34 protein-coding genes are annotated in these 26266 nt (G+C 64.1%); 15 read left to right on the top strand and 19 right to left on the bottom strand.

Features of this window, described 5'->3' with window-relative positions; genetic code table 11:
* The first annotated feature begins 13 nt into the window (after positions 1-13).
* Positions 14-1114 carry a S41 family peptidase gene (locus ED21_RS09175; protein ID WP_006833599.1) on the top strand — a complete coding sequence of 367 codons (1101 nt, stop codon included), beginning with the start codon at positions 14-16 and terminating at the stop codon, positions 1112-1114.
* A gap of 1 nt (position 1115) precedes the next feature.
* Here the strand turns inward: ED21_RS09175 and ED21_RS09170 are convergent, their stop codons facing one another.
* The gene (locus ED21_RS09170; RefSeq protein WP_006833598.1) at positions 1116-1715 is read right to left on the bottom strand and encodes a TetR/AcrR family transcriptional regulator; all 600 of its coding nucleotides are present in this window, start codon (positions 1713-1715) and stop codon (positions 1116-1118) included.
* Between the two features lie 115 nt (positions 1716-1830).
* Between ED21_RS09170 and ED21_RS09165 the strand changes: the two genes are divergently transcribed.
* Positions 1831-2709, top strand: coding sequence for a metal-dependent hydrolase (locus ED21_RS09165; protein ID WP_006833597.1), 879 nt, complete (start codon positions 1831-1833; stop codon positions 2707-2709).
* A 50-nt stretch (positions 2710-2759) separates the two neighbouring features.
* Here ED21_RS09165 and ED21_RS09160 read toward each other — a convergent pair whose 3' ends face one another.
* From ED21_RS09160 to rplU, 3 genes are all read right to left on the bottom strand, one after another.
* Positions 2760-3299 carry a GNAT family N-acetyltransferase gene (locus ED21_RS09160; protein WP_006833596.1) on the bottom strand — a complete coding sequence of 180 codons (540 nt, stop codon included), beginning with the start codon at positions 3297-3299 and terminating at the stop codon, positions 2760-2762.
* A gap of 211 nt (positions 3300-3510) precedes the next feature.
* Positions 3511-3780 (bottom strand): 50S ribosomal protein L27, encoded by a 270-nt coding sequence (gene rpmA / locus ED21_RS09155; protein ID WP_006833595.1) that lies wholly within the window; start codon positions 3778-3780, stop codon positions 3511-3513.
* 11 nt (positions 3781-3791) lie between these two features.
* The gene (gene rplU, locus ED21_RS09150; protein WP_006833594.1) at positions 3792-4286 is read right to left on the bottom strand and encodes a 50S ribosomal protein L21; all 495 of its coding nucleotides are present in this window, start codon (positions 4284-4286) and stop codon (positions 3792-3794) included.
* A gap of 191 nt (positions 4287-4477) precedes the next feature.
* On the opposite strand from rplU, the gene ED21_RS09145 reads away from it, so the two are divergent.
* Both ED21_RS09145 and ED21_RS09140 read left to right on the top strand, forming a co-directional pair.
* Complete coding sequence (locus ED21_RS09145; RefSeq protein ID WP_006833593.1) at positions 4478-4996, top strand: hypothetical protein; 519 nt, start codon at positions 4478-4480, stop codon at positions 4994-4996.
* Positions 4993-5673, top strand: coding sequence for a Crp/Fnr family transcriptional regulator (locus tag ED21_RS09140; protein ID WP_034922035.1), 681 nt, complete (start codon positions 4993-4995; stop codon positions 5671-5673). Before ED21_RS09145 ends, ED21_RS09140 begins: the two co-directional genes overlap by 4 nt.
* A gap of 6 nt (positions 5674-5679) precedes the next feature.
* On the opposite strand, the gene ED21_RS09135 is transcribed toward ED21_RS09140, so the two are convergent.
* The 14 genes from ED21_RS09135 to coxB form a co-directional block, all read right to left on the bottom strand.
* Positions 5680-6105, bottom strand: a complete 426-nt coding sequence (locus ED21_RS09135; protein ID WP_006833591.1) for a hypothetical protein — start codon at positions 6103-6105, stop codon at positions 5680-5682.
* Between the two features lie 75 nt (positions 6106-6180).
* Complete coding sequence (locus ED21_RS09130; RefSeq protein ID WP_006833590.1) at positions 6181-6594, bottom strand: molybdenum cofactor biosynthesis protein MoaE; 414 nt, start codon at positions 6592-6594, stop codon at positions 6181-6183.
* A gap of 46 nt (positions 6595-6640) precedes the next feature.
* Positions 6641-6883, bottom strand: coding sequence for a MoaD/ThiS family protein (locus ED21_RS09125; RefSeq protein WP_006833589.1), 243 nt, complete (start codon positions 6881-6883; stop codon positions 6641-6643).
* Positions 6880-7185 carry a Rossmann fold domain-containing protein gene (locus tag ED21_RS09120; RefSeq protein WP_006833588.1) on the bottom strand — a complete coding sequence of 102 codons (306 nt, stop codon included), beginning with the start codon at positions 7183-7185 and terminating at the stop codon, positions 6880-6882. Before ED21_RS09120 ends, ED21_RS09125 begins: the two co-directional genes overlap by 4 nt.
* A complete protein-coding gene (locus tag ED21_RS09115) occupies positions 7182-7556 on the bottom strand; it encodes a dihydroneopterin aldolase (protein ID WP_006833587.1) in 375 nt (124 codons plus the stop codon). Before ED21_RS09115 ends, ED21_RS09120 begins: the two co-directional genes overlap by 4 nt.
* A 9-nt stretch (positions 7557-7565) precedes the next feature.
* Positions 7566-8453 carry a class I SAM-dependent methyltransferase gene (locus tag ED21_RS09110; RefSeq protein ID WP_006833586.1) on the bottom strand — a complete coding sequence of 296 codons (888 nt, stop codon included), beginning with the start codon at positions 8451-8453 and terminating at the stop codon, positions 7566-7568.
* A complete protein-coding gene (gene thrC, locus ED21_RS09105) occupies positions 8453-9841 on the bottom strand; it encodes a threonine synthase (RefSeq protein WP_006833585.1) in 1389 nt (462 codons plus the stop codon). The genes ED21_RS09110 and thrC overlap by 1 nt, the downstream gene beginning before the upstream one ends.
* A 51-nt stretch (positions 9842-9892) precedes the next feature.
* Positions 9893-10471, bottom strand: a complete 579-nt coding sequence (locus tag ED21_RS09100; protein WP_006833584.1) for an SURF1 family cytochrome oxidase biogenesis protein — start codon at positions 10469-10471, stop codon at positions 9893-9895.
* A 77-nt stretch (positions 10472-10548) separates the two neighbouring features.
* Entirely contained in the window at positions 10549-11370 is an 822-nt protein-coding gene (locus tag ED21_RS09095) for a cytochrome c oxidase subunit 3 (protein WP_006833583.1), read from the bottom strand.
* Between the two features lie 95 nt (positions 11371-11465).
* Positions 11466-12029: a cytochrome c oxidase assembly protein gene (locus ED21_RS09090; RefSeq protein WP_006833582.1), complete on the bottom strand. Its 564-nt coding sequence runs from the start codon at positions 12027-12029 to the stop codon at positions 11466-11468.
* 123 nt (positions 12030-12152) lie between these two features.
* On the bottom strand, positions 12153-13076 hold the full coding sequence (locus ED21_RS09080) for a heme o synthase (protein ID WP_006833580.1): 924 nt from the start codon (positions 13074-13076) through the stop codon (positions 12153-12155).
* Positions 13077-13106: 30 nt separating this feature from the next.
* Entirely contained in the window at positions 13107-14057 is a 951-nt protein-coding gene (locus ED21_RS09075; RefSeq protein WP_006833579.1) for an alpha/beta fold hydrolase, read from the bottom strand.
* Positions 14058-14149: 92 nt separating this feature from the next.
* Entirely contained in the window at positions 14150-15868 is a 1719-nt protein-coding gene (ctaD, locus tag ED21_RS09070; protein ID WP_006833578.1) for a cytochrome c oxidase subunit I, read from the bottom strand.
* A 41-nt stretch (positions 15869-15909) separates the two neighbouring features.
* Complete coding sequence (coxB, locus tag ED21_RS09065) at positions 15910-16956, bottom strand: cytochrome c oxidase subunit II (protein WP_034922028.1); 1047 nt, start codon at positions 16954-16956, stop codon at positions 15910-15912.
* 214 nt (positions 16957-17170) lie between these two features.
* Here coxB and pyrE point away from each other — a divergent pair, with 214 nt between their 5' ends.
* The 11 genes from pyrE (at position 17171) to ED21_RS09015 (ending at position 24011) form a co-directional block, all read left to right on the top strand.
* Positions 17171-17752, top strand: coding sequence for an orotate phosphoribosyltransferase (gene pyrE / locus ED21_RS09060; protein ID WP_034922133.1), 582 nt, complete (start codon positions 17171-17173; stop codon positions 17750-17752).
* Entirely contained in the window at positions 17749-18489 is a 741-nt protein-coding gene (locus ED21_RS09055) for a pyridoxine 5'-phosphate synthase (protein ID WP_006833575.1), read from the top strand. Before pyrE ends, ED21_RS09055 begins: the two co-directional genes overlap by 4 nt.
* 10 nt (positions 18490-18499) lie before the next feature.
* Positions 18500-18769: a hypothetical protein gene (locus ED21_RS09050; protein WP_006833574.1), complete on the top strand. Its 270-nt coding sequence runs from the start codon at positions 18500-18502 to the stop codon at positions 18767-18769.
* On the top strand, positions 18766-19167 hold the full coding sequence (gene acpS, locus ED21_RS09045) for a holo-ACP synthase (RefSeq protein WP_006833573.1): 402 nt from the start codon (positions 18766-18768) through the stop codon (positions 19165-19167). Before ED21_RS09050 ends, acpS begins: the two co-directional genes overlap by 4 nt.
* Positions 19164-20045 (top strand): signal peptidase I, encoded by an 882-nt coding sequence (gene lepB / locus ED21_RS09040; protein WP_006833572.1) that lies wholly within the window; start codon positions 19164-19166, stop codon positions 20043-20045. Before acpS ends, lepB begins: the two co-directional genes overlap by 4 nt.
* Complete coding sequence (locus ED21_RS09035; RefSeq protein ID WP_006833571.1) at positions 20042-21187, top strand: AI-2E family transporter; 1146 nt, start codon at positions 20042-20044, stop codon at positions 21185-21187. Before lepB ends, ED21_RS09035 begins: the two co-directional genes overlap by 4 nt.
* A gap of 1 nt (position 21188) precedes the next feature.
* The gene (locus tag ED21_RS09030) at positions 21189-22433 is read left to right on the top strand and encodes a DUF3089 domain-containing protein (protein WP_006833570.1); all 1245 of its coding nucleotides are present in this window, start codon (positions 21189-21191) and stop codon (positions 22431-22433) included.
* Entirely contained in the window at positions 22409-22897 is a 489-nt protein-coding gene (gene ruvX / locus ED21_RS09025) for a Holliday junction resolvase RuvX (protein WP_006833569.1), read from the top strand. Before ED21_RS09030 ends, ruvX begins: the two co-directional genes overlap by 25 nt.
* 18 nt (positions 22898-22915) lie before the next feature.
* Positions 22916-23056 carry a hypothetical protein gene (locus ED21_RS15405; RefSeq protein WP_006833568.1) on the top strand — a complete coding sequence of 47 codons (141 nt, stop codon included), beginning with the start codon at positions 22916-22918 and terminating at the stop codon, positions 23054-23056.
* A gap of 87 nt (positions 23057-23143) precedes the next feature.
* Positions 23144-23605, top strand: coding sequence for a PaaI family thioesterase (locus tag ED21_RS09020; protein ID WP_006833567.1), 462 nt, complete (start codon positions 23144-23146; stop codon positions 23603-23605).
* Positions 23598-24011 (top strand): PaaI family thioesterase, encoded by a 414-nt coding sequence (locus ED21_RS09015; RefSeq protein ID WP_006833566.1) that lies wholly within the window; start codon positions 23598-23600, stop codon positions 24009-24011. Before ED21_RS09020 ends, ED21_RS09015 begins: the two co-directional genes overlap by 8 nt.
* On the opposite strand, the gene ED21_RS09010 is transcribed toward ED21_RS09015, so the two are convergent.
* Positions 24008-26218 carry a transglycosylase domain-containing protein gene (locus ED21_RS09010; RefSeq protein ID WP_006833565.1) on the bottom strand — a complete coding sequence of 737 codons (2211 nt, stop codon included), beginning with the start codon at positions 26216-26218 and terminating at the stop codon, positions 24008-24010. The two genes, ED21_RS09015 and ED21_RS09010, sit on opposite strands and share 4 nt — an antisense overlap.
* Positions 26219-26266 lie beyond the last annotated feature (48 nt).

Below are 26266 nucleotides of genomic sequence, written 5' to 3'. Positions count from 1 at the left end.
GAGGAGAAACACCATGTTCAAGCGTTCCATAGGTCTTGCGGCCCTCATCCTCGCAGCGTCTCCGGCTCCGGCGCAGGAGTCCGCCGATCCGCCGATCGCCAGCGCTGCCAGGGCCGAAGTCGTCCGCACGCTCGGCGAGCAATTGCGCGAAGTCTACGTCTTTCCCGAAATTGCCGAGACCACCGCTGCCGAACTCCAGCACAAGGCCGATAGCGGAGCCTATCGCGAGTACACGACTTCGCGCAGCTTTGCCGACGCACTGCGCACCGACCTGCGCGAAGCAGGCAATGATCGTCACTTGCAGGTGCGCTACGATCCTTCCTTCACCCCCATGCCGCAGGGCGACGACGGGGACCATGGCCATGACCCCGCCGAAATGGAGCAGATGCACCGCGAGATGGCGGAGAACGGCTACGGCATCTACCGCACGGCGCAGCTCCCCGGCAACGTCGGCTATCTCGACGTGCGCTTCTTCGGCCCCACCGAATTCGTCGCTTCGGCCTTCGAATCCGCCCTGCACCTGCTTGAAGGCAGCCGGGCGATCATCGTCGATCTGCGATCGAACGGAGGCGGGGATCCCGACAGCGTGGCGCAGCTCGCCAGCCACTTTTTCGCCAAGGGCGACGAGCGCCATCTCAACAGCATCTACAACCGGCCCGAGAACACGACGCGCGACTTCTGGACCGTGCGCTCGGTCGAAACCCGCTTCACCGGACCGGTCTATGTCCTGACATCCGACTACACCTTCTCGGGCGGCGAGGAATTTGCCTACGACATGCAGACGCAGAAGCGCGCGACGCTGGTGGGCGAGACCACCGGCGGCGGGGCCAATCCGGGCGGACCGGTCGGGCTCGGGCACGGCTTCTACGCCTTCATCCCCACGGGGCGCGCGATCAATCCGGTGACCGGCACCAATTGGGAGCATGTCGGGGTCAGGCCCGAGCACGCGGTTCCGGCCGGGGACGCGCTTGCCACCGCTTACGGTATGGCTTTGCGCGAAGCGGCGGCCAGCGCGAAGGACGAAGGCGAGCGCAAACGGCTCGAAGACCTTGCGGGCAGCGATATGTCGGAAATTACCGAGCTGCCGCGCTGGAAGCATCCGCGCGGGAAATAGGCTAGGCCGGCGGGGCGTTCGTCTCCAGCGAGCGGACCAGCATCCGCTCGGCCCGGTCGCGCGCGGCCGTCTCGGGCAGGCCGAGCGAGCGTGATAGGGCGGTGCCGATCAGCGCGTCGCCCATCGCCATCAGGACGAGCGCCAGCGTTTCCTCGTGAACCTGCGTGGCGCTCCCCGAATGCGCGGCTTCCTCGGGTGCAATCTCGTCCACCAGCTGGTGGATCGTCTCGACGATGGGGGTGAGCGCATCCTCGTTGCCGGTGAGGATCATCCAGCTCGCAAGGGCCCCCGCGCCCTCCTTGTCGAAGGCATCGAAGGCGAGATCCACCACTTCGCGGGGATGGCCCAGCCCTGCCCGGCTGGCCCGGACCGCATCCGCTATCGTCGCGCAAACGGCCTGGGCGAGGTGACCGGCAAGCGCCTTCTGCAGACCGGCCGCCGATCCAAAATGGTGCAGCAGGTTTGCGTGCGTGCGCCCGATCCGTGCGGCAACGGCCTTCAAGGTCACCGATTGCGGCCCCGTCTCGATCAGCAAGCTGCGCGCCGCCTCGAGCGCGGCGAGGCGGGATTCTTCGGGGGGGAGACGTTTGCGGGTGGCCATTGGCGGCCAGCGTTAACCCATCGCTGCGCGCAGGGGAAGCCGATAAGCTGCGGTTATTGACATCTGTGTCAGTAATTCTTACTGACACAGATGTAAGTTAACTCCGGAGCCGTCAATGAACGCCCCTGTCAAGATCGACACTGACACCATGAGCAAGGGCCCGACCCCTGCCGATCTCACCATCACCGTGCGCGACGAGCGCTTCAACCGCGGCACGTCGCCCAACCGCTGGTGGGCGGGCGATGCCTTTGGCACGGCCTGGCACAACGCCCTGTCCGCCACCTTCCCGCGCGGCGAAGCCTTCTTCATCGAGGCCGTGAAAGCCCATCGGGACGGCGCCGATCCGCAGCTTGCTGCGGAAATCCGCGCTTTCGTGAAGCAGGAAATCAACCACACGCGCGAACACATCGCCTTCAACCGCCTCGCCGAGGACCACGGTTACGACATCAAGGCGATCGACAAGCGGGTGGAGCAAATGCTCGCCCTGACGAAGGACCGCCCGGTCATCGTCAACCTCGCAGCGACTATGGCGCTGGAACACTACACTGCAATGATGGCGGCCGAATTCCTCGCCAATCCGAAGCATTTCGAAAAGGCCGACCCCGAAGTGCGTGCCATGTGGGAATGGCATGCGGTCGAGGAAATCGAGCACAAGGGCGTCGCCTTCGACACCTACCTCCATGCGACCAAGGATTGGACGAAGTGGCGCCGCTGGAAGCTGCGTAGCCTGATGATGCTGATCGTCAGCTTCAACTTCTTCCGCAACCGTTGGACCGATACGCTGGAACTGCTGGCGCAGGACGGGATCAAGAGCTGGAAGGCGAAGATGGGCCTTCTGAAGTACCTCCTCGTCACCCCCGGCGTGGTGCGGCGGATCTTCCCGGCCTGGCTCGCCTATTTCCGCCCGAACTTCCACCCGTGGGATCACGACGATCGCGAACTCATTGGTAAGTACGAGGGCGAGTTCGAAGCCGCGCTGCTACCGGCCGAGTAACTCCTTGGCCCCGTAAGCAAAAAGCCCCGCCTTCGCTGGCGGGGCTTTTCTTATGCGGCTTGCAGGTTCGGTCCGGTCTCCGCCTCGAGATCGAGGCGGTACATCACGCATTCCGCCTCCTCGCCCCGGCCGCAGCTATGGCGCATGGCGGCCTTGCCGGTCGGCACGAAACCAAGCTTGCGCAACACGCGGCCCGATGCCGGATTGTCGACGAAGTGCCCCGCACTGATCGTGCCATGACCCAGCAATCGGACGACTTCCAGCATCCCGCGTCCGGCTTCGGTCGCAAAACCCTGTCCCCATGCGGAGCGGGCAATCCAGTAACCAAGCTCGGTGCCTCCCTCGCCCGGATCGATCCCGATGCAGCCGATCACCTCGGACCCGTCGGGTCCCGGCTTCGTAATGAGGAATTTCGGATATAGCGCAACCGGCTCGCGGCAGACGAAATCACGCGCATGTTCGGGGAGATAGGGCCAGGGCGCGCTCGCAAGGTTTCGCACGACACCTTGGTCGGCGATACCGCCGAACAGCGCGTCTGCATCTTCGGGCCAGGCAGGCCGCATCAGCAGCCTTTCGGTGACATGGAACATTGGTATTCTCCCCGTAGGACCACGCCCCGGGCTCCTAGGCCGGACGCGTGACAATTGCGTGATGGCGAAAGGAATTTTCGCCCATGCGATTTTCGAAGAGGGAGAAACGACAAGAGGGAGACGGGTCGGCCCCATCTCCCTCTTCGTCTGCCGGATCGTTAGCCCGGCTGGGACCGTCTCGTCTGGACGATCCCGTTATCGGAGCGTCCGTTTATTCGGCAGCTTCAGCCATCTGGTCGACCGACACGTATTTGCGGCCAAGCTTGCCCGAGTGGAATCGGACGACGCCGTCGGTAAGCGCGAACAGCGTGTGGTCCTTGCCCATACCGACGTTGACGGCCGGGTAGAACTTCGTGCCGCGCTGACGCACGATAATGTTGCCGGCGACGACGTTTTCGCTGCCGAACTTCTTCACACCAAGACGACGACCGGCTGAGTCGCGACCGTTACGCGATGAACCGCCTGCTTTTTTATGTGCCATGGTTCAGATCCTTACTTCTTGGATTCGGTCTTCTTGGCGGCTGCCTTCTTGGCAGGAGCCTTCTTCTCGGTGGCGTGCGTGCCCGACTTGGCCGGGGCCGCGTCCTTCTTGGGTGCAGCCTTCTTGGCCTTCGGCGCAGCCTTTTCCTCCGAAGTATCCTTCTTCGGAGCGGCTTCCTTCTTGGGAGCAGCCTTCTTTTCGGCCTTCGAATCGCCAACGGCAGTGATGCGCAGCAGCGTCATCATCTGGCGGTGGCCGTTCTTGCGGCGATAGTTGTGGCGGCGGCGCTTCTTGAAGACCGTGACCTTTTCGCTCTTCGCCTGCGCAATGATTTCGGCCGAAACGACAGTCTTGGCAGCTTCGGCGAGCTTGTCGCCTTCGCCTGCGAGCAGGACGTCACCCAGCGTGATGGTGTCACCGGCTTCGCCAGCCAGCTTTTCAACCGCGATCTTGTCTCCGGCGGCAACCCGGTACTGCTTGCCGCCCGTGCGCACTACTGCGAACATGGTCGTATCTCTCGTTACAAATTGCTGTGCCGCGTCCTTGCGAATCTACGGCGCACCCGTCGACCCGCCGAAGTGTCGGGCCCGGAAAGAAGCGTGCCGTTAGGCGAAAGGTAGGCCCAAGTCAACGCCGAACGCGGTGCTTTTTTGGCTTTCTCGCTGGCACGCGATCTTTCGCATGCTATGGGGCAGGCATGGTGCAATACGCAAGAGCTGCCTGCCTTATTTCTCTGTCCGCCTTGCTCGGGGCCTGCGCCTCCGCCGGGACGGACTACCCCTCGCTTGCCGTGCGCGATGCCGAGCGGGCCGAGGGCCAGTTCGAAACCGGCGAACCGCAGCGGATCGACGTTCCCCCGGTGGAGGTCGACCTCACCGGCGGCCTCGAAGCGCGCCTCGCCTCGCTGGTGGCAGCTGCCGAGGATGCCCACTCCCGCTTCGACGAGGCCCGCCCCCGCGCCGAACGGTTGGTGGCCGCCGCGCGCGGCAGCGCCGTGGGCAGCGACAGCTGGGCCGCCGCGCAGGTCGCGCTTGCCGAGCTCGATTCGGCACGCAGCCTCACGGCCGTCCCGCTGGGCGACCTCGACGCGATCTATGCCGCGACCCTCGTGGCAGCAGACGATTCGGCTGCCGTGGAAGCAGCGCGCAGCGGCGTCATCGCGTTGGTAAACGAGGAGGACAGCGTGCTCGAGGACCTGCGCGCGCAAGTACGATGAGCCTTTCCTGCGCCACTTGCTCGGTTCGCGACCGCGCGGCTTGCGCGGTGCTCGACGAGGCGGAGCGCGACGAGCTCGCCAAGGCCGGCCGCACCCGCAAGCTGGCCAAGGGCGAAACCCTGTTCACAGCCGGGATGAGCGAGGCAGCCTGCGCCACGCTGAAGAGCGGCGCGCTCAAGATCACCTCCATCGATGCGGACGGGAGAGAGCGAATCCTTTCGCTCGTCCACCCCTCGGGCTTTGTCGGCGAGATGTTCGGCCCCTATATGCGGCACGATGTGGTGGCGCTGGGCGAGTGCGAATTGTGCGTATTCTCCGGCCCCGCCTTTGCCGAGGCGATCGAACGGTATCCCAGTCTGGGTCTGGCGCTGCTGCGCCGGACGCAAGAAGATCTGTTCGCCAGCCGCGAACTGCTTGCACTGACCGGCACGGCGTCGGCGGAACAGAGGGTCGCGGGCGCGCTCCTCTCGCTAGCCCGTGCGGCTAGCGATTCGCCCTGCCATCCGGCGAAGGAATTCGACCTTCCGCTCTCGCGCGGAGAGCTTGCCGACATGCTCGGCCTGACGATCGAAACGGTAAGCCGGATGCTGACCCGCTTTGAACGCGAGGGCTCTATCCGGCGCAACGGAAAGCGCGGGATCGAATTGCTCGACCCCGCGCTCCTCCCCCTTCGGTAACGCCGGTCAGTGGACCAGCGCTGCGATGGTGACCGTGGTCACGCCCCAGCAGAAGATGATGACCGGGAGGATCAGCATCTGGACGCTGGCATCCCGGGCCGTCAGACGGCCGGTCAGCGTGACGATCCCATCGCGACGAAGCCGGGCAAAGCTCATCGGGCGCGAGCGGGGTGCGGGTTCGAGCCGCGCCCAGATCGCCGGCACTCCGAAGCCGGCGACGACGAAGAGGGTGAAGATTGCCATCGGGATAATGAGACCGGGCGAGGATAGGCCCGTTGCCATTACCGCTAGAAATCCGAGGTAAAGAGCGACGGTCGCCGCATAGAGGCCCTTGGGAAGCTCGAACGTGCGGTCCACCTCGTGGCGCGGCTTCGGCGCTGCGACGATGGCGGCCTGTTCGGCAACGAGTTCGCGAGTGAGGTGCTTCGACATGAACGATCTCCTTTGTTGGAGATGTTCTGGCGCAGACTGTCGCCCCGTTCCTTGATCGAGATCAAACGGGGAAGATTATTTCCAGCGGACCAGGTCTGCGTGGTCTTCGCCGCGCGGTTCGATCCAGTGCCAGCCGTCGTCCCTACGCTCGCGCTTCCAGAACCAGGCGGCGGATTTGAGGTGGTCCATCAGGAAGTCGGCCGCCTCAAAGGCGCTGCGGCGATGGCGTGCGGCAGTGGCGACCAGCACGATGGCCTCGCCCGGGGTCATCACACCGACTCGATGCCAGACCAGCGCGCCTTCCAGAACGAAGCGGTTTATCGCGGTTTGTGCGAGTTCCTCCATGCCCGGGAGGGTCAGCGGCGCGTAAAACGTCAGTTCGAGCGCGCGGACACCGCCGTCGGGCCTTACCTTGCCAAGGAAGGAGACCACCCCGCCTGCCTCGCCATGCGCGGCGTTGAACGCCGCCAGCGCTTCGCCCACAGACATTCCCTTGTCGAGCAGGCGAACGTCGAGCGGGGCGGAGAGGACAAGTCTAGCCACCGCTCACCGGCGGCAGCAGCGCGACCTCATCGCCATCTTCGGCCATGAGCGCGCGCTTGTCGGCGAGGACCTTACCCTTGCAGGCGACGTTGACGCGCTCGTCTTCGAGTTGTGCGGCTATGTCCGTGCCCACCGCGCCTAGCAGCCCATCCCAGTCGAGCGGCGCGGCCACTTCGCGCTCCGCCTCGCCAGCAAGGTCGCGCAAGGGACCGAGGAAGAGGATGGTCACGCTCATCCGGCAGCCTTGAGATATTGCCCTGTCACGCCAGGCGCGCTTGCCAGATAGTTTTCGATCGGTTGGAGCGCCGCTCCCTCGCCTGCCACCAGCACCACGCGACGCGGCGCATGCTTGCGCGCCAGCATGGCGGCGGCGGCCTTGCGCCATTCGTCATGCGTGTGGTCGGCGGGATCGAGCGTGACCAGCACATCCTCCCCCGCCTCCAGCGCGCGTTCCACGGGGTCAAGCCAGTTCTGGTGGAACAGCCCCGCTGCGGCGAGCGGCTCTTCCGGCAGACCCTCGACCGCGATCCGCTTCATTCGCGGCGCTCGCGGTGGAGCGTGATGCCGATCTTCTCGCCAGCTTCGGAAATTGCCAGCTTGACGATCTTCACTGTCACCGCCTCGACGCGCTTGTCCTGCAGGAACAGCGTCTCGCAGACATGATCGGCCACCGCCTCGATCAGCTTGAAATGCACGCCTTCGGGCAGCGCCTTGGACGCGGCAAATTTCAAGTCCATGTAGTTCTTGGAATCGTCGAGCGGCGTGTCGGGATCGTAATGCCGCAGCGGCTTCATGCGCACCTGGATTGTGAAGCGCAGCGGCTGCGGCTTACCGGTCTCTTCGGAATAGATCCCGGTGAGCACGTCGTGTTCGAAATCGGCGACTTCGAGAATAAGCGAATCGTTCATGGCCCGTCCCTAGCGCGGATTGGACCAGCGCGCGAAGATCGCCGTGGGCAACAGGCGGCCGCCCTCTTCCTGCACGGCAAGATCGCCGTGCTCGATAGTGCCGGGCAGCCCCGCAAAGACCTCCTCGAGCAAGCCACCGAGCGCAAGGCTGCTCATCCGCACCGCGTAGACCGTGAGGAAAAGGAAGCTGCTGTCCTGATCGAGCAGCTGGCGGCAATCGGAGACGAGATCGGGCAAGCCCTGTTCGAGGCGCCAGACCTCACCGTCGGGGCCGCGGCCGAACTTGGGCGGGTCGAGAATGATGCCGTCGTAGCGCCGCCCGCGCCGCACTTCGCGCGCAGTGTATTTCATCGCGTCCTCGACCAGCCAGCGCACCGGACGGTCGTCCAGGCCGGCGAGCGCGGCGTTTTCGCGCGCCTGTGCGACGGACTTTTTGCTCGCATCGACATGGGTCACTCGGCCGTATTTGCTCAGCGCCTGTGTGCCGACGCCCGTATAGCCGAAGAGGTTCATCGTCTCGGCATCGGTGCGGCCATCCAACTGCTCGCCCATCCAGGTCCAGACGGGCGCCATGTCGGGGAAGAAGCCAAGGTGGCGGAACGGCGTGCACTGCGCGGTGAAGCGGATCTCGTCGCCCCAGCCCAGCGGCCAGCCATGCTCCGGGACGTCCTCCGAATACTGCCAGCGCCCGCCGCCGTCCTCATCGCTGCCAGGGACGAATTCGCCATGCGCGTCCCAGTAATCGAGCCTCGGCGACCACATGGCCTGCGGTTCGGGGCGGATGAAGCGATAGTCGCCATAGGCTTCGAACTTGCGGCCATGCCCGCTGTCGAGGAGGCGATAGCCGTCCCAGCCCTCGCCGACCATCAGCACCGGATCGCGTGTCAGCCCGGCCATCAGGAAGCGTGCTCCATGATGTGGTCGCGCACGGTCTCGTAAGTGCCGGGCAATTCGACGAAGCTTTCCTCGCGTGCGAAGAGGTCGCCGACGCGGGCGGGAAGAGAGGGGCGCAGGCCCGTGGCGCGCTCGACCGCATCGGGGAACTTTGCCGGATGGGCCGTGGCGAGGGTCACCACCGGAACAAGGGGCGCTATGTCCGCCGCGCGCGCGGCGTGGAGGCCGATGGCGGTGTGCGGGTCGAGCATTTCGCCGCAGTTTTCGCAAGCCCAGCGCATTGCCTGCAAGGTGTCGTCCTCGTCCGCGCGCGCGCTGGTGAAGAGCGCGACGCCCTCGGTCTGGGCGTTGGTAAGCCGCATCGCTTGCGACGCATCGAAGCCGCGCATTTGCTCGGCCAGCGCCAATCCGTCGCGCCCGCCGACGTCGAACAACAGGCGTTCGAAATTGGAGCTGACCTGGATGTCCATGCTCGGCGCACTTGTCGGTGTGACCGATCCGGCAGAATAATCGCCGTCGGCCAGCGCGCGGTGGAGGATGTCGTTGACGTTGGTGGCGACGATCAGCTTTTCGATCGGCAGACCCATCCGCGCTGCGACATGCCCTGCAAAGACATCGCCGAAATTGCCTGTGGGGACGCTGAAGGCAAGCTTCCGCTCGGGCCCGCCCAGCTGGAGCGAGGCGGCGAAATAATAAACCACCTGCGCCATCAGCCGTGCCCAGTTGATCGAATTGACCGCGCCGATGCGGTGCTTTGCGGTCACGTCCGTGTCGGCGAAGATGCGCTTCACCATCGCCTGCGCGTCGTCGAACGATCCGTCGATGGCGATGTTGTGGACGTTGGGCGCGCGCACGGTCGTCATCTGCCGGCGTTGGACGTCGCTCACCCGGCCCTTGGGGTGGAGCATGAAGATCTCGACATTGTCGAGACCCGCCACCGCATCGATCGCCGCGCTGCCGGTATCGCCGCTGGTCGCGCCGACGACTGTCAGGCTGCCCTCTTCGCGGCTGAGGAATTCCTCGAACAGCAAGCCAAGCATCTGCAGCGCCACATCCTTGAAGGCGAGCGTGGGGCCGTGGAAGAGTTCGAGCACCCAGTGCTGCTCGTCCAGTTGCACCAGCGGGGTCACCGCCTTGTGCGCGAAGCGGCCATAGGCCTTGGCGGTCAGTTCGCGCAGGCGCTCCGGCGTGAGACTGTCGCCCACGAACGGTTCCATCACTCGCGCGGCAAGTTCGGCATAGGGCAGCCCGCGCATCGCCGCGATCCGTTCGGCGGAAAAGTGCGGCCAGCTTTCGGGCACGTAAAGCCCACAATCGCTCGCCAGGCCGGCCAGCGTGACTTCGGCGAAATCAAGGCTCGGAGCCTCACCTCGTGTGGAGACGTATTTCATTGCGCGGATGCGGTTAGCCGTGCGGGGGCGCACGGGCAAGCAAGCGGGTCTTTAATCGTCCCTAGTCCGCGTGGCGCGGCGGCGCAGGGCGAGGAGGTAGATAACGAGCGCCGTCAGCGCGAAGAAGAACCACTGCCCGGCGTAAGCGAGGTGGTTGTTCGGCAGGTCGCGCGGGTCGGGGGGCGCAAGACCTTCGAGGTCCGCCACCGGTTCGGCGGCAACCACGCGTCCGCCCGGAGCTATCGTGCCGCGCACCTCTCCGCCGTTCCAAGCAACGGGCTGCGGGTTGCGCGAATAGCCGAGATCGACCTTCACCGGCATGCCATCTTCGAGCGCGCAGGTGACGCGCTGCGCCACGCCCTTCTCACCGCGCGCGCTTGTCCCCGCCATGGTCGTCGCACCCGAAACGGTCGCGCAGAAGATCGTGGTGCGGCGGTAGAGGCGCTGCTCCAGCTCGGCCTCGGTGCGGGGGTATGCGACTTCGGACGACATGCGCAGGTTCTGTTCGGCCTGCGCGATCAGCGCAGCCTTCTCGTCCATCCGGCCAAGCTGCCAGAGGCCGAGCGCAATCATCACCGCGATGGCGCCGGCGACCATAATCGTCGGGATGATGGGAATGCGTCGGGTCATGGTCTCTCGGAAGCGAAAGGGGCAGCCGCGGCGAACCGGGCTGCCCCATTTTCTGTATCAACGAATGCCGATCTGCATCAATGGGTCGCAGCGCCCCAGCCGCCCCAGACGTAGACGACGGCGAAGAGGAACAGCCACACCACGTCGACGAAGTGCCAGTACCACGCAGCCGCTTCGAAACCGAAGTGTTGGCGCGGGGTGAAGTGGCCCTTGTAGGCGCGGATCAGACACACGATCAGGAAGATCGTGCCGACGAGCACGTGGAAGCCGTGGAAGCCGGTCGCCATGTAGAAGGCCGAGCTGTAGGTGTTGCCACCGAAAGCGAAGGGAGCGGCCGCGTATTCGTAAGCCTGGATAGCGGTGAAGACCGCGCCGAGGATCACGGTCAGCCACAGGCCTTTCTTGAGCCCGTCACGGTCGCCATGGATCAGCGAGTGATGCGCCCAAGTCACCGTCGTACCCGAGCAGAGCAGGATCAGCGTGTTAAGCAGCGGCAGGCCGAAGGGGTTGATGACCGCCTCGATAGCGACAGGCGGGAACTGCCCGCCGACTACTTCCGAAACCTCGCTAGGGAAGAGCGAGAAGTCGAACCAGCTCCAGAACCAGCCGACGAAGAACATCACTTCCGACGCGATGAACAGGATCATGCCGTAACGCATGTGCAGCTGGACGATCGGCGTGTGGTCGCCGCGCTCGGCTTCCTTCACGATGTTCGAGAACCAGCTGAAGAAGGTGGCGATCAGGCCGGCGATGCCGAGGCCGAGCACGAGGTGGGCCGAAGCCATCTCGTGCATGTAGAGCACCATACCGCTGGTGAAGGTCAGCGCCGATAGCGAGCCGATCAGCGGCCAGATATCGGGTTCGAGGATGTGATATTCGTGATTGACGTTACCAGCCATTGTACTCGTATCCTGGGTTTCGCTTAGCGGCTGCCCTTAATGCGCATGGGCGCGCGGGTCTAGGGGGCAGGCGCGGTTATTCTTTGGCACGGGGCCTAATCCTTCGCCTCATGGAAGGTGTAGGAGAGAGTTATCTGCTCCACGCCTTCCATGTTCGAATCGTCCAGCGCCTTGGGGTCGACGAAATAAAGCACGGGCATTCGCACTTCCTGCCCCGGCTGCAGCGTCTGTTCGGTGAAGCAGAAGCACTGGATCTTGTTGAAATAGGCGCCGGCCTGCTCGGGCTCGACATTGAAAGTGGCCGTACCGGTGATCGCGCGGTCGGAATTGTTCTTGGCGAGATAGATCGCCATGTCACGCTGGCCGATGGTAACGGTGTCGGTCACCTGCTCGGGCTTGAAGCTCCAGCCAAGGCCCGGCGCTACGGTGCCGTCAAAGCGGATCGAGATTTGCTGGCCGCCCGCTGCCGCACCGAGGCGCGCCGCGATCTCGGCATCGCTTTCGGTTGCGCGCTGCGTTGTGCCGCCAAAGCCGGTCACCTGGCAGAACAGCTGGTAGAGCGGGACCGCCGCATAACCGAGGCCCAGCATGCCCGCAGCCGCCGCCAGCGCCAGCAGCGCGGTCCGGTTCTTGCGAGATTCGAGCGTCGCTGTCGTCATGGCTACCTCACATCCTCACGATGGTAATTGCGTAGAACAGGAGCGCCATGAACAGCAACAGTCCGCCAAGCACGAGATTGCGGCTCTTCTGGCGACGGCGGAATTCTTTCTCTTCTTCGGGGGTCATCCGACAAATCCCTGATAATGAAGCACGCGGTCGACGACGAGGGCGCCGAACAGGATGAACAGATAGGCGATGGAATAGAGGAACAGCCGCTTTTCCGCCCGCATCGCGTCTCCCTCGGCCGGATCTCGCGTCGCCACGGGAACCGTCAGCGCGATGAACAGCAGGGTCAGCGCGAGCGCCGTCACTCCGTAAATCCACCCGGTTCCCCCGATCGCCCAGGGCGCGAGCACGGTGGGAAGCATGAGCAGCGAATAGACCATGACCTGGCGACGCGTGGAGCGATGGCCCTTGACCACTGGCATCATGGGGATGCCGGCCTTGGCATAGTCGGTCTCGACGAACAGCGCGAGCGCCCAGAAATGCGGCGGTGTCCACATGAAGATGATGAGGAACAGCAGCACCGGCATCAAGGTGATGTCGCCTGTCACCGCAACCCAGCCGATCAGCGGCGGAAAGGCCCCCGCACCGCCGCCGATGACGATATTCTGCGGCGTACGCGGCTTGAGCCAGATCGTGTAGATCACGGCATAGTAGAAAATCGAGAAGGCGAGGATCGCGGCCGACAGCCAGTTGATCGCCAGACCCATGATCACCACCGAAGCGCCGGAGATGAACAGGCCGAAGTCACGGGCCTCTGTCCGCTTCATCCGGCCGGCGGGCAGCGGGCGCGCGCTCGTTCGCTTCATGATGGCGTCGATATCGCTTTCCCACCATTGGTTGAGCGCGGCCGCCCCGCCCGCGCCGAGCGCGATGCAAAGGATGGCCGTGAAACCAAGGATGGGGTGGATATTGCCCGGAGCCGCGAGGAGGCCGCATAGCCCCGTGAAAATCACGAGGCGCATGACGCCCGGCTTGGTCAGCGCGAAAAAGTCGCGCCAGTCCGCGGGGAGCTGGGTGGAGGTGGGAACGGCTTCGGTCATGGGATTCGCTTCTGCGGCGCCTATAGGGGCTCAGAGCCGCTTAATCCAGTCAATCAGGATACGGTTCACCTCATCCGGGCGCTCCTGCTGCGTCCAGTGACCGATGCCATCGAGGATATGCCCCTCTACCTTGGGCGCGAACATTGTCATCAGCGCGATGGGATCGGTCACGGCGCCGAAGAGATAAGTCGCCGGATCGCGCGTGCCGCCGATGAAGAGGGAGGGCTGCTCGATGCGCATCCCCTGCCAACCCTGCAGCCATTCGTAATCGGCGACGTGATTGCGATAGCGGTTGAGAGGGCCGCGAAATCCCGATGCCTTGAATTCCGCCTCGTAAAAATCGAGGTCCTGCTCGGTCAGCCACGCGATCGGTTGGGGATCGGGCAAGCCTTCCAGGAAGGTCGCGCCATAGGGCTTGGACCAGTAATCGCCCGGCGGAACATCGCCGCTGATCGAATACATCATGCGCGCCACCCAGTCGCGCGGGTCCTTCTCGGCTTCGGCCTCGGCGATGCCGGGCTGCTGGAAATATTCCTGGTAGAAGAACTTGCCTCGGGAGGTGAAGTGCTCGTGGAAGACCTCGGTGAAGGGGCGGCTCGGCACACCGGCGAAGGGAACGGACAGCCCCGCCACGGCCCGGAAATGCTCCGGATGCGTGAGCGCCGTGGTCCACACGATGGGGGCGCCCCAGTCGTGGCCGATGAGGATTGCGGGCTGGTCGGGCTGGAGCGCCTTCTTGAGGCCCACCAGGTCGCCGATGATCCGCTCCATGGCGTAAGCCTCGACAGGCTCGGGCTTGTCCGATCCGCCATAGCCGCGGACGTCGATGGCGCAGGCGGTGAAACCGGCCTCGGCCAGCGGCCCCAGCTGGTGCCGCCAGCTGTACCAGCTTTCGGGAAAGCCGTGGACCATTATTGCGAGCGGTCCGTCGCCTTTTATGGCGCAGCGAAGGCGCAATTCGCCGACGTCGATCATCCGCATTTCGGGCACGGGCCTCTCCCTCCTTCAGGCAAAGAAAAACGGCCGGTCCCTCATGGAACCGGCCGCTTGTCCTTGTCCAGTGACGCGGTCGCTCAGGCGTGAGCCGGCTTCGCGTCGCCGATGTGGTCGTGGTGATCGTGATGGTCTTCGATCACCGGCAATTCGCTAAACTGATGGAACGGCGGCGGGCTCGACAGGCTCCACTCGAGCGTGGTCGCGCCTTCGCCCCAGTAGTTGTCTTCCGCCTTCTTGCCGGCCACGAACGCGTAGATGATGTTCACGAAGAAGAAGATCATCGAGAACGCCATGATCATATAGCCGATTGTGCTGATCTCGTTCCAATAGGCATAGGCGTCGGCATAGTCGGGATAGCGACGCGGCATGCCCTGCAGGCCGAGGAAGTGCTGCGGGAAGAAGATCACGTTCACGCCGATGAAGAACAGCCAGAAGTGGATGTGGCTGAGCAGTTCGGAATGCATCCGTCCGCTCATCTTCGGGAACCAGTAGTAGAAACCCGCGAACATCGAGAAGACGGCACCCATCGACAGCACATAATGGAAGTGGGCCACCACGAAGTAGGTGTCGTGCACCACGTCGTCCACGCCGCCATTGGCGAGATAGACACCGGTCACGCCGCCGACGGTAAACAGGAAGATCATGCCAAGCGCCCAGACCATGGGGCTCTTGTACTCGATCGAGCCGCCCCACATCGTGGCGATCCAGCTGAAGATCTTAACGCCGGTCGGGACCGCGATGACCATGGTGGCCGCGGTGAAGTACATCTTCGTGTTCACGTCGAGGCCCACAGTGTACATGTGGTGCGCCCAGACGATGAAGCCGACGACGCCGATCGCGACCATGGCATAGGCCATACCGAGATAACCAAAGATGGGCTTGCGGCTGAAGGTGGCGATGATCTGGCTGATCATGCCAAAGCCAGGCAGAATCATGATGTAGACTTCGGGGTGGCCGAAGAACCAGAACAGGTGCTGATAGAGAATCGGATCGCCGCCGCCTGCGGGGTCGAAGAAAGTCGTCCCGAAGTTACGGTCGGTGATCAGCATGGTGATGGCCGCAGCCAGCACCGGAAGCGCGAGCAGCAACAGGAAGGCGGTAACAAGCACCGACCAGACGAACAGCGGCATCTTGTGCAGCGTCATGCCCGGCGCACGCATGTTGAAGATGGTCGTGATGAAGTTGGTCGCGCCCAGGATTGAACCTGCACCTGCGAGGTGGAGCGAGAAGATCGCGAAATCGACCGCCGGACCGGTCGAGCCCGAGGTCGACAGCGGGGCGTAGACGGTCCAGCCGACACCGGCACCCGGCCCCGTGCCGCCAGGCACGAAGAGCGAGAACAGCAGCGAGACGAAGCCGGCCACAGTCAGCCAGAACGAAACGTTGTTCATGCGCGGGAAGGCCATGTCGGGCGCACCAATCATCAGCGGTACGAACCAGTTGCCGAAGCCACCGATCATGGCTGGCATGACCATGAAGAAGACCATGATCAGGCCGTGGGCGGTGATGAACACATTCCACATGTGCAGCGAGGTGTCGAAATCGGGCGTACCGCCCATGAATTCGGCCCAGAACTGCAGGTACTGGATGCCCGGCTGGGCAAGCTCGGCACGCATGATGCCCGAGATCGCGCCACCGATGATACCGGCGACGATCGCGAAGATCAGGTAGAGCGTACCGATGTCCTTGTGGTTGGTGGACATAAACCAGCGCGCGAAAAAGCCGGGCTTGTGATCGGCGTGATCGTGCGCGTGGTCGTCGGTATGAGCCTGGAAGCTGTCGGCGGTAGTGGCCATGATGCTAGTCTCTCGAGCTTGAATTCGTCGTCGGTCTTAAATCAGGTGGTCGGATTTTCGACCGGCGGTGCGCCTGCACCCGGGGCTCCCGGAGCGGCGCTTTCAGGGGTCTGCACCGGGGTGGCAGTCGGGTCGGCTTCGACGCCTTCCTCTTCCGCACCGGCGACAGTGCCGCCCTGGGCAAGGACCCAGGCGTTGTACTGGTCCATCGGCAGCGCTTCGACCGCTATCGGCATATAGCCGTGGCGCGCGCCGCACAGTTCGGAGCACTGGCCGTAATAGACGCCCGGCTCGTCGACCTCGAAGATACGCTCGTTCAGGCGGCCCGGCACGGCGTCCATCTTGAACCACAGGCTGGGCACGGCGAACGAGTGGATCACGTCGGCTGCGGTAACCTGCAGGCGGATCGGAACGCCAACGGGGACGACCATGCGATTGTCGACGGCCAGCTGGTGCGGCTCGCCCCGCGCTTCAGCCTCGTCCTTGTCGAGCATGTTCGACACGATCTCGAAATCACCATTGTCGGGATAGGCATAACCCCAGTACCACTGGTAGCCGATCGCCTTGATGGTGATAGCGTCCTTCGGCGGAGTCTCGTATTGCTTGGCGATCAGCGTGATCGAGGGGATCGCGATGGCCAGCAGGATGAGCGCCGGGACGACCGTCCAGATGACTTCGATCAGAGTGTTGTGGCTGGTCTTCGAAGGTACCGGGTTCGCCGAACGGCGGAACTTGAACATGGTGTAGAGCATCAGCACGAGCACGAAGAGGCAGATTGCCACCATCACCCAGAACAGGCCGACGTGAAGACCATAGGCGTATTCGCCCGTCTCCGAATATTGCGGCTGGATGTCGATCCCGCCCGGGACCGGCATGCCCTTGCCCTCGGTCGGGGCCATCGGGGTGTAGGCATCGCTGCCTGCCGAAACCGCTTCGGGATCGGCAACATCGGCTGCATCGGCCGGATCGATGGATTCGAGCTGCTGAGTGGCTGCAGCATCCTGGGCCATGGCGGCAGGCGCGCCGATGACCAGCGAAAATGCCAGCGCTAGGCTGGCTACGATCCGGTGAAATCCGAGAGTTTTCATTACGTTGGAACTCTTTCGTGTCGTGTCGTCTGGCGGACTCTTTTTGCTTTCGCGAGTGGCGCGTGCACGCCAGTATCGCCCCTCAAGCGAGGTCCGTTTGCGTTGCGCCCTATAGGCAGGGTTTCCGCCAGCCTCAAGCACCCGCCCGATAAAAATGTGCAAGCTGCTTTGCCTCTTGCGCAATCGTCCGCGAGCCGCTTTGGACAACAGCACCATGACAGAAGACGAAATCCTCTCCGAATTTCGCGCCAGCGAAGCGCTGCTCGAAGGCCATTTCCTCCTTTCGAGCGGACGGCACTCCGGGCATTATCTGCAATGCGCGCGCGTGCTCATGAACCCCGAGCGTGCCGGTCGCCTGGCATTCGCGCTCGCCCAGAAGATTCCGCGCGACGTCCGCAGCCAGATCGACGTGGTGGTCAGCCCGGCGATGGGCGGCATCATCATCGGCCAGGAAATGGGCCGGGCCTTGGGCAAGGACGCGATGTTCCTCGAACGGCCCGACGGCGAATTCCACCTGCGCCGCGGTTTCCGCCTCGAACCGGGCGCGAAGGTGCTGATGGTCGAGGACGTGGTGACCACCGGCCTTTCCAGCAGGGAGGCCATCGCCGCAGTGGGTCGCGAGGGCGGCGAGGTGATTGCCGAGGTCGCCCTTGTCGATCGCAGCAACGGCGAAGCCGATTTGGGCGTGCCCTTTTTCTCTCTGATCGACATCTCTTTCCCGACCTATGCCGAGGGCGAGGTTCCCGAAGATCTGGCCGCCATCGCGATCACCAAGCCCGGGAGCCGCAAGGCTTGACCCGCCCTCTTCGTCTCGGCGTCAACATCGATCACGTTGCCACCATCCGTAACGCGCGCGGGGGCGACCATCCCGATCCGGTGCGCGCGGCCGAGATCGTGGCCAGTGTCGGGGGCGACGGGATCACCGCGCACTTGCGCGAGGACCGGCGCCATATTCGCGATGCCGACCTCAAGCGCATCCAGGAAGCAACCGACCTCCCGCTTAACCTCGAAATGGCCGCAACAGAGGAGATGCTCGAAATTGCGCTGCGCCATGCCCCGCACGCGGCCTGCATCGTCCCCGAAAAGCGCGAAGAGCGCACGACCGAGGGCGGGCTCGATGCGGCGGGCCAGCACAACACACTCGCACCCATCGTGTGGAAGCTGCGCGACAACGGCATCCGTGTTTCGCTGTTCATCGAGGGTGACGAGCGCCAGCTGGACGCTGCGCTCAGGCTCGGCGTGCCGGTGGTCGAATTCCACACTGGCGAATACGCACATGCCCATCTTGCCGGAGACAGCGAGAAGACCGCGCGCGAGCTCAAACGCATCGCCGACATGTCCGCGCTCGCCGCCAAGAACGGGATCGAACCGCATGCCGGCCACGGGCTCACATACGAAAACGTCCAGCCGATTGCCGCCATCCCCCAGCTGGCCGAGCTCAACATCGGCCATTACCTCGTCGGCGAGGCCGTTTTCGTCGGGCTGGAGAACGCCGTGCGCCAGATGCGCGAGCTGATGGACGAGGCCCGGTGAGGTGGGCGCGATGAGCGGCGAGCTTACGCGCTCGGCAAAGCTTTGGGCGCTGGGAGCGGCGATCCCCTTCCTGCTCTCGATCCTGCTGCTCGGCTTCGCGCTTTCGCGGCAAGTGCTGCTCGCCTTCGCCATTGGCTGGCCGATCATTCAGATCTTCGGATACTGGGGTTCGCTCAAGCGTTCGGGCGGAGAGATCGATCATCCGCTGGTGAAAACACAGGTCATGCTGCACTGGATGATGTTCGCCATACTCATCGGCATCTTCGCGAGGGTCCTATGATCATCGGCATGGGCAACGACCTGACCAATATGGACCGCATCGCCAATTCGCTGGAGCGGTGGGGCGAGAAATTCGAGCGTCGCTGCTTCACCAAGATTGAGCGTGCCAAGGCGGACAAGCGGCCCTTCACCCGCGTCGGCACTTTCGCCAAGCGATGGGCGGCCAAGGAGGCCTTTGCCAAGGCCGTCGGCACTGGTTTCTCACGCGGCGTGTTCCATAAGGACATCGGCGTGGTGAACGCCCGCTCGGGCGCACCGACGCTTCAACTGACGGGCGGCGCTGCACTAAGGCTTGCCGAAATGATGCCGCACGGCCATGAGGCGCGCATTCATCTCACCCTCACCGACGATCATCCATGGGCACAGGCATTCGTGATCATCGAGGCCTTCCCCGCATGAGTGCAGACACCGCGGCCGTGACCAAACCCGACCATACCGAAAAGAAAAAGAAGGACGACAAGAAGGTCGACTGGCTGGCGGAAATCCGCGGCCTGTTCCTGATGCTACTTGCAGTCTTCGCTTTTCACAGCTTCATCGCGAAGCCCTTCTACATCCCGTCGGAATCGATGCTGCCGAACCTCTTGGTCGGCGATCGGCTGGTGGTGAGCAAATATCCCTATGGCTGGAACTGGTCCTCGGTCAGCTTCCACCTCGCCCCGCGCGGCGACTGGCGTGTCGCACCCGCAACGCCCGAATACGGCGATATCGTCATTCCCGTCCATCCGGAGCGCGACGAGGACTACATCAAGCGCGTCGTCGCCCTGCCGGGTGACCGGATCGCAGTACGCGACGGGCAGATCATCCTCAACGGCGCAGCGATAGCGCAGGAAGCCGAACCGCCGCTCGACTTGCCGGTCGATGCGAATTCCGACTGCACGGGCTTTTATGACCCGACCTTCCTCGTCACCGGTGAGGATGGCAGCCAAGTGTGCCGCGTTCCGGTCTACCGCGAAACCCTGCCCAATGGCGCGACCTATCTCATTATCGACCACACCTCGCAGGAACTCGACGACTTCCCCGAGATGACGATCCCTGAAAGGCATGTCTTCGTGATGGGTGACAACCGCGACCATTCCTCGGACAGCCGGGCGTTCGGCATGCGGGGTCTGATGGGTCCGGTTCCGCTCGAGAATATCGGCGGACGCGCGGAATTCATCACTTTCTCGCTCGACGGGACGACCAGCCTCAACCCGGTGAGCTGGTTTACGAGCTTGCGCGAAGGGCGCGCCTGGACCACTCTGCGCCCGGCCATCGCTACGGGGAAAAGTGAAGAATGACAGGCACATCGTCGGGTAGCGGGACGGACAGCGCGAGCAAGGAAGACCTTGCCTACCACGATGATCCGGGTGCCAGCCCGACGTATATCGACAATCCCAAACTCCGCTTCGAGGCCAGCCGCGCGCTCGTCTGGGGGCTGGTCATCGGCCTGCTCTGGCTGATGGTGCATATTTCGCAATCGCTGCTCGTTATCTTCGGCGCGATGGTGTTCGGCTGCATGGTCGATGGCGGTTCGCGCCTGCTTGCCAAGGCGTTGCCTATCCCGCGCAGCCTGCGGGTCGCGATCGTCCTCGTCCTCGTCACCGCCTTCTTCATCTGGCTGGGCTATCTCGCAGGCTCCCAGATTTCGCAGCAGGCGGCTCAATTCCCCGCGATCATCAACGAACAGCTCGGCCGGGCCATTGCCTTCCTGCAAAGCAAGGGCTTTGCGATTCGGACCGCGGACATCCAGAGCTTCGCCGCCAGCGTGGCAAGCGGCGTCGGCACCGTGACGAGAGCGATCGGCGGCATCTTCGGCGGCCTCACCACGCTGGTTCTGATTATCATCATCGGCATCTATTTCGCCATCGACCCGCGTATTTACGAGCGCGGGGTCGCCTGGATGGTTCCGGCCAAGCACAGGGGCGCCTTCTACGACACGCTGAGCCACCAGGCCTACACTTTGCGGCGCCTGATGGCCGGTCGCCTCGTCGGCATGGCGTTCGAAGGGTTCTTCACATGGGTCATGCTTGCCTTCGGCGGGATGCTGATCGGCATCGATCCGGTCCCCATGGCCGCCCTGCTCGGCCTGTTGACCGGTCTGCTCGCCTTCATCCCCAATATCGGCGCGATCATATCGGGTGTATTGATGGTGCTGGTCGGCTTTTCGGGCGGGACCGACATGGGGCTCTACACCATCTTCGTCTATTTCCTCGTCCAGAATTTCGACGGCTATGTCCTCGTGCCGCTGATCGCCAAGAAGACGGTCGACCTTGCGCCTGCGCTGGTGCTGTCGGCGCAGCTGATCTTCGGCGTATTGTTCGGCATTCTCGGCCTTGCGCTGGCAGATCCGCTGCTCGCCATGATCAAAGTCGCGCTCGAACGGCGCTCGGCGCTGCGCAAGGGCGAGGTCGAACCCGTCACAGCACCGGAGCCCGCCTGACATGGCCCGCAAATTCCTTTTCGTGGTCGCCTTGATCATCGTTCTGATCATTGCCGGTGCCATTGCCCTTGCCATCTGGTCGCGGGAGGCCACAGAGATCGCCTTCGTCCCGCGCGGCGAGTTCGTGGAGCAGGAAGCGTTGGCGGCCAACGCCTATGAAGACCCGACCATGTGGTATTCGCGCCCCGGCATTGGGACCTCCGACCCCTCGCGCTACCAGCCTGCCATCGCGCAGCCCGCGCCCGACCCGGCCGAGCAGACCCCTTCGCCCGATAATCCGGCGGTCGAGCAGAGCCTCGATGCGCCCGGGACGCTCGACACCGCGGGATCGGTGGCTGGCGAAGCCGCCGAACCTGCAGCGACGCCCGATTTCGCCGTCTTCTTCGTGCCGCCCACCAGCTACACCAGGGGCGCACTGGGAGAGTGGAACGCGCCCCTCAACGACGAGGAGACCGACCGTCTCGCGCGGGTTTTCCTGCGCGGCCTCGCCAGTCCCTTCAACCGGGCGGACGAGATCTGGGCGCCGAAATATCGCCAGGCTGCCGTCGGCGCCTTCCTCACCGACAAGGAAGAGGCGAGCATGGCCATCGATGCGGCCTATGCCGACGTTGCGCAGGCCTTCGACTATTTTCTCGCCAGCGTGGACGAGGACAAGCCCATCGTGCTGGCCGGTCACAGCCAGGGTTCTGTCCACATACTGCGCCTCCTGCGCGAAAAGGTCGCCGGGCAGCCCGTCGAGCGGCGAATTGCCGCCGTCTATGCGCCGGGCTGGCCGATATCGGTCGCGCACGATTTGCCGGCCTACCCCTTCCCCGCCTGCGCTACTTCGGGACAGCCGCAGTGCATCGTGAGCTTCCTCAGCTACACCGACGATGGCGATCCCGGCCAGCTCCTCAAGCGCTACAGCGCCTTGCCCGGTATCGACGGTGAGCCGCGCGGCGAGGACGACGCCATTGTCTGCACCAATCCGCTGACCGGGATGAACGGCGGTTCGGCCCCCGCCTCGGCCAATCTCGGGACACTCAAGCCGAGGGAGGATCTGGCGTCTGCGGAACTGATCGAGGGCGCCATTCCCGCTCGCTGCGATGCGCGCGGCATCCTTCGCATCGGCGACCCGCCCGACCTTGGCCCCGGAGTCCTTCCGGGCGGGAATTACCACGTCTACGACATCCCGCTGTTTTGGAAGAACCTGCAGGAAGACGTCCTCGCACGAGTGCAGGCATGGACCGAGCGGACGGCATCGTAACCGACAGCGCGCTCGATTATGGCAACGCCCTGCCCGACGGCGGGGCCTTGCTGGGTCTCGACCTCGGCACCAAGACCATCGGGGTCGCCACCTGCGATGCGGGCTGGCGATTTGCCACCGCTGGCAAGACGATCGAGCGCAGCAAGTTCACCACGGATTGCGGCAAGCTGCGCGAGATCGTGACCGCGCGTTCGATTGCCGGACTGGTCGTCGGTTTGCCGCGCAATATGGACGGCACGGAAGGCCCGAGGGCGCAGGCGAGCCGGGCCTATGCGAAGAACCTTGCGCGAGCGTTCGGCCTGCCGGTGCTCCTGTGGGATGAACGCTGGTCGACATCCTCGGCCGAAAGCGCCATGATCGGGCAAGACATGAGCCGCGCGAAGCGAGCCGAAAAGATCGACAGTCACGCGGCTGCGGTCATCCTCCAGGGAGCCATCGATACCTTGGCTGGAGTAGGCTTCTAGGGGACAGGGGTCGCACGAATGCTGGATTTTCTCGACATCTTCGTGAGCGCGCGCGCCGATAACAAGCGCGAGGCCTCCGCCATGCGCATGGCTGGGCGGGCAATCGGTGTCGCCGTTCTGGCGATCCTCTTCCTCGCGACTGTCGGCATCCTGCTTTGATCGAAGATTTCACCGAAATATAATTCCTACGTTCGATTTCCGATTGTAATTCGCGGGAACCGGCGGCTATCGGCCAAGTCCATATCCATGACCGACGCACCGAAATTTGATCTACGGGCCGCCACGCCCTTCCTGACCAGCCGGGGCCATTCGGGCTGGCTGGGCCTGCGCTATTCGACGCATGGCGAAGACTGGGTGGAACTGGAGCTTCCCTGGCGCGAGGACCTGCTTGGCGAGGAAGGGCAGCATGTTCTGGCCTCGGGACCTATCCTGAGCCTGATGGACATGGCTTCCGGGCTCGCCATCTGGAAAGCGATGGACGCTTTCCAGCCCATCGCCACGCTCGACCTGCGCGTCGATTACGTGCGCCCGGCTCGAGAAGGCGCAGCCGTTTTCGGGCGTTCGCAATGCTATCGCATTACTCGCAGCGCCGCCTTCGTCCGCGGCCTCGCGCATGATGGCGATGCCGATGACCCCGTCGCGCACATCCAGGGCGTTTTCATGAAGATCGGCGCAAGCAAGGACACGCGGGAGCTGCCCGATGGCTAAAACCGGTTCGATCGACGCGCTCACGCCCTACGCCCGATCGCTCGGGATCGCCCTGCACGAATGGGAGGGTGATGCGCCCGTCCTTACTGTGGCCTTCGTCGAGGCTGTCGAAGGGCGGCCCGAACATTATCACGGCGGGGCGACGGGCGGCCTGCTGGAAACCGCAGGCTATGCGGCGCTACGGGCCGAACTTGCTGGCAAGGGGCGCGAGGCGGTGCTGAAGCCGATCAACATCACCGTCCAGTATCTCGCCGCCGGCAAGGCGCAGGCGAGCTACGCCAAGGGCCGCGTGACAAAGCTCGGGCGGCGCAGCGCGAACCTTACGGTCGAAGCTTGGCAGGACGACCGAACGCGCCCGATAGCGACCGCGGTCATGAACGTGCTGATGGGCGAACCCGAAGGCTAGAAATTTCCGATCCGCCCCTCGCGCTCGAGCTGGCGGCGGATTTCCTCATACTGCTGTTCCTCGGCTTCCTCGCGGCGCTCCTCCGCCCTGCGCCGCGCCTCCTCGATCGCCGCTTGGTCCACCGCGACCCCGTCGTTGCCGACCCGGACATCAACCGGGATACCGTCGATCTCGGTCGAGAAAATGGCCTCACCATCGCGGATTCGCAGGCGCGAATTGCCGTCACCCAGCGGGATATCGTCGAGATCGGGAACGTCGAGCGGCTCGATCGGGCCGTCGGGATCGGGCGTAGCGGCGGGTGCCGGACGGCTGGGGGATGCGCTCGCGCCGAGCGCCTGGCTCATGAACTCGCGCCAGATGCGTGCCGGAAGACCGCCGCCCGAAACGCCTTTAAGGGGTGAGTTGTCGTCATTGCCGATCCACACACCGACTACCAGATCGCCTGCATAGCCCACGAACACCGCGTCGCGATTGTCCTGGGTCGTGCCGGTCTTGCCGAACGCCGGGACCGAGAGGCGCGCGCTGCGGCCGGTGCCGGTGTCGATCACGGCGCGCAGCAAGCGGTCCATCTTGCTGCTCGTCGAGCCTGAAAAGCTGGAGGGGCCGTCGATCATGTTCTCAAACCAGCCCCGCTCAGGCGTTGCGAAGGCGCGCGGTTCGGCCGGATAGGCGTTGGCCGCAACCCCGGCATAGGCGGCGGTCAATTCCAGCAAGCTCATGGTCGAGGTGCCCAGCGCCATGCTGGGATCGCCCTTCGTCAGCGGCGATGTCACACCCAGGTTACGCGCCGTCTCGATCACCTTGTCGCTTCCGACCTCGCCGAACAGGCGGACGGCGGCCACATTGCTCGACTGGGCAAAGGCCTGCTCCAGCGTGAGGCTATCCGAATAGCGCCCGCCGGAGTTTTCGGGGCGATAGCCGCCCTGCTCGATCTTCGCGTTGCTTATCGTATCGTCCGGACTCCAACCGTCGCGCATGGCGGCGAGATAGACGAAGAGCTTGAAGGTCGAGCCGGGCTGGCGCTTGGCCTGCGTGGCGCGGTTAAAGGGCGATTTTGCGTAGTCCTTGCCGCCGATCATGGCGACAACCTCGCCATTGGTGCGCATGGCAACCAGCGCCACCTGCGCCTCGCCCAGCGGGGCTCGCGAGGTCACGCGACGGGCGATGTTCTGGAGCCGCGCATCGAGCGTGGTAGTGAGCGTCTGGCGGGCGTACCCGGTTTCCGACATCTGCCGCGCTTCGGGCAGCGCCCAGTCGGCGAAATAGGTGCCGGTGGGAAGATCGCTCTTCAGGCGCACATCGAGCGCCGGAGCGCGCATGGCACGCGCTTCGGCCTCGGTAATGTATCCTGCAGCGACCATCGACTGCACCACCAGCTTCATGCGCTTCTCGGCCCGTTCGTAGTGGCGGGTCGGAGCGTAGGCGCTGGGGGCTTGCAACAATCCGGCCAGCATGGCTGCCTGATTAGGCAGCAGGTTTTCGGGCTTGCGGTAGAAGTAATGCAGGCTCGCCGCCCGCAAACCATACACATTGTCGCCGAAATAGGCGTTGGAGAGGTAGCGTTCGAGGATCTCGTCCTTGGTCAGCCACGCCTCCAGCCAGAAGGCGATCAGCGCCTCGCGCGCCTTGCGGGTCAGCGTGCGCTCAGGGGTGAGGAAGGTGAATTTCGCCAGCTGCTGCGTGATGGTCGAACCGCCGCCTGTACCGGTGAAAGCCGCGCGTGCAATACCGCGCGGATCGACACCCCAATGATCGTAGAAGCGCCGGTCTTCGATGGCGAGGAAGGCTTCGACTACGTGCGGCGGGAGGGTGTCGATATCGACCGGCTCGTCCACCACCGCCCCGTTGCGGGCGATCGGCGTGCCATCGGACGCCAGAAGCGTGATTTGCGGCGGCGCAATTGGTTCAAGCGACTTGTTCAGCGGAGCGGTGATGGCAAGCCAGGCGACCAGCGCCATGAACAGCGCCAGCATGGCCGCGAAGATGCGGACCACCCACCAGCGTTTGCGGCGACCGAACCAATAGGGTCGCTGCCACCATTTGAGACGCTTGCGCTCCTCGGCGAGGACCGCATGGTCGATTTCGTCCAGGCGGTCATCCCAGCTGTCGTCATCGTCCCAGTCGTCGCTCAGCGAATAGTAGCCGCGGTGGCCCGAAGGCTCCGGCTCGGGCCGTTTGCGGCGGAAGAAGGAGTCGATAACGCCCATGAACCTACTGTGCTACTATAATAACACAGCTATGCATAGGGCCTTCAA

The organism is Erythrobacter sp. SD-21, assembly GCF_000181515.1.
In the GTDB taxonomy this organism is placed as follows: Bacteria; Pseudomonadota; Alphaproteobacteria; order Sphingomonadales; family Sphingomonadaceae; genus Qipengyuania.
This window is presented reverse-complemented; position numbering and strand designations above follow the sequence as displayed.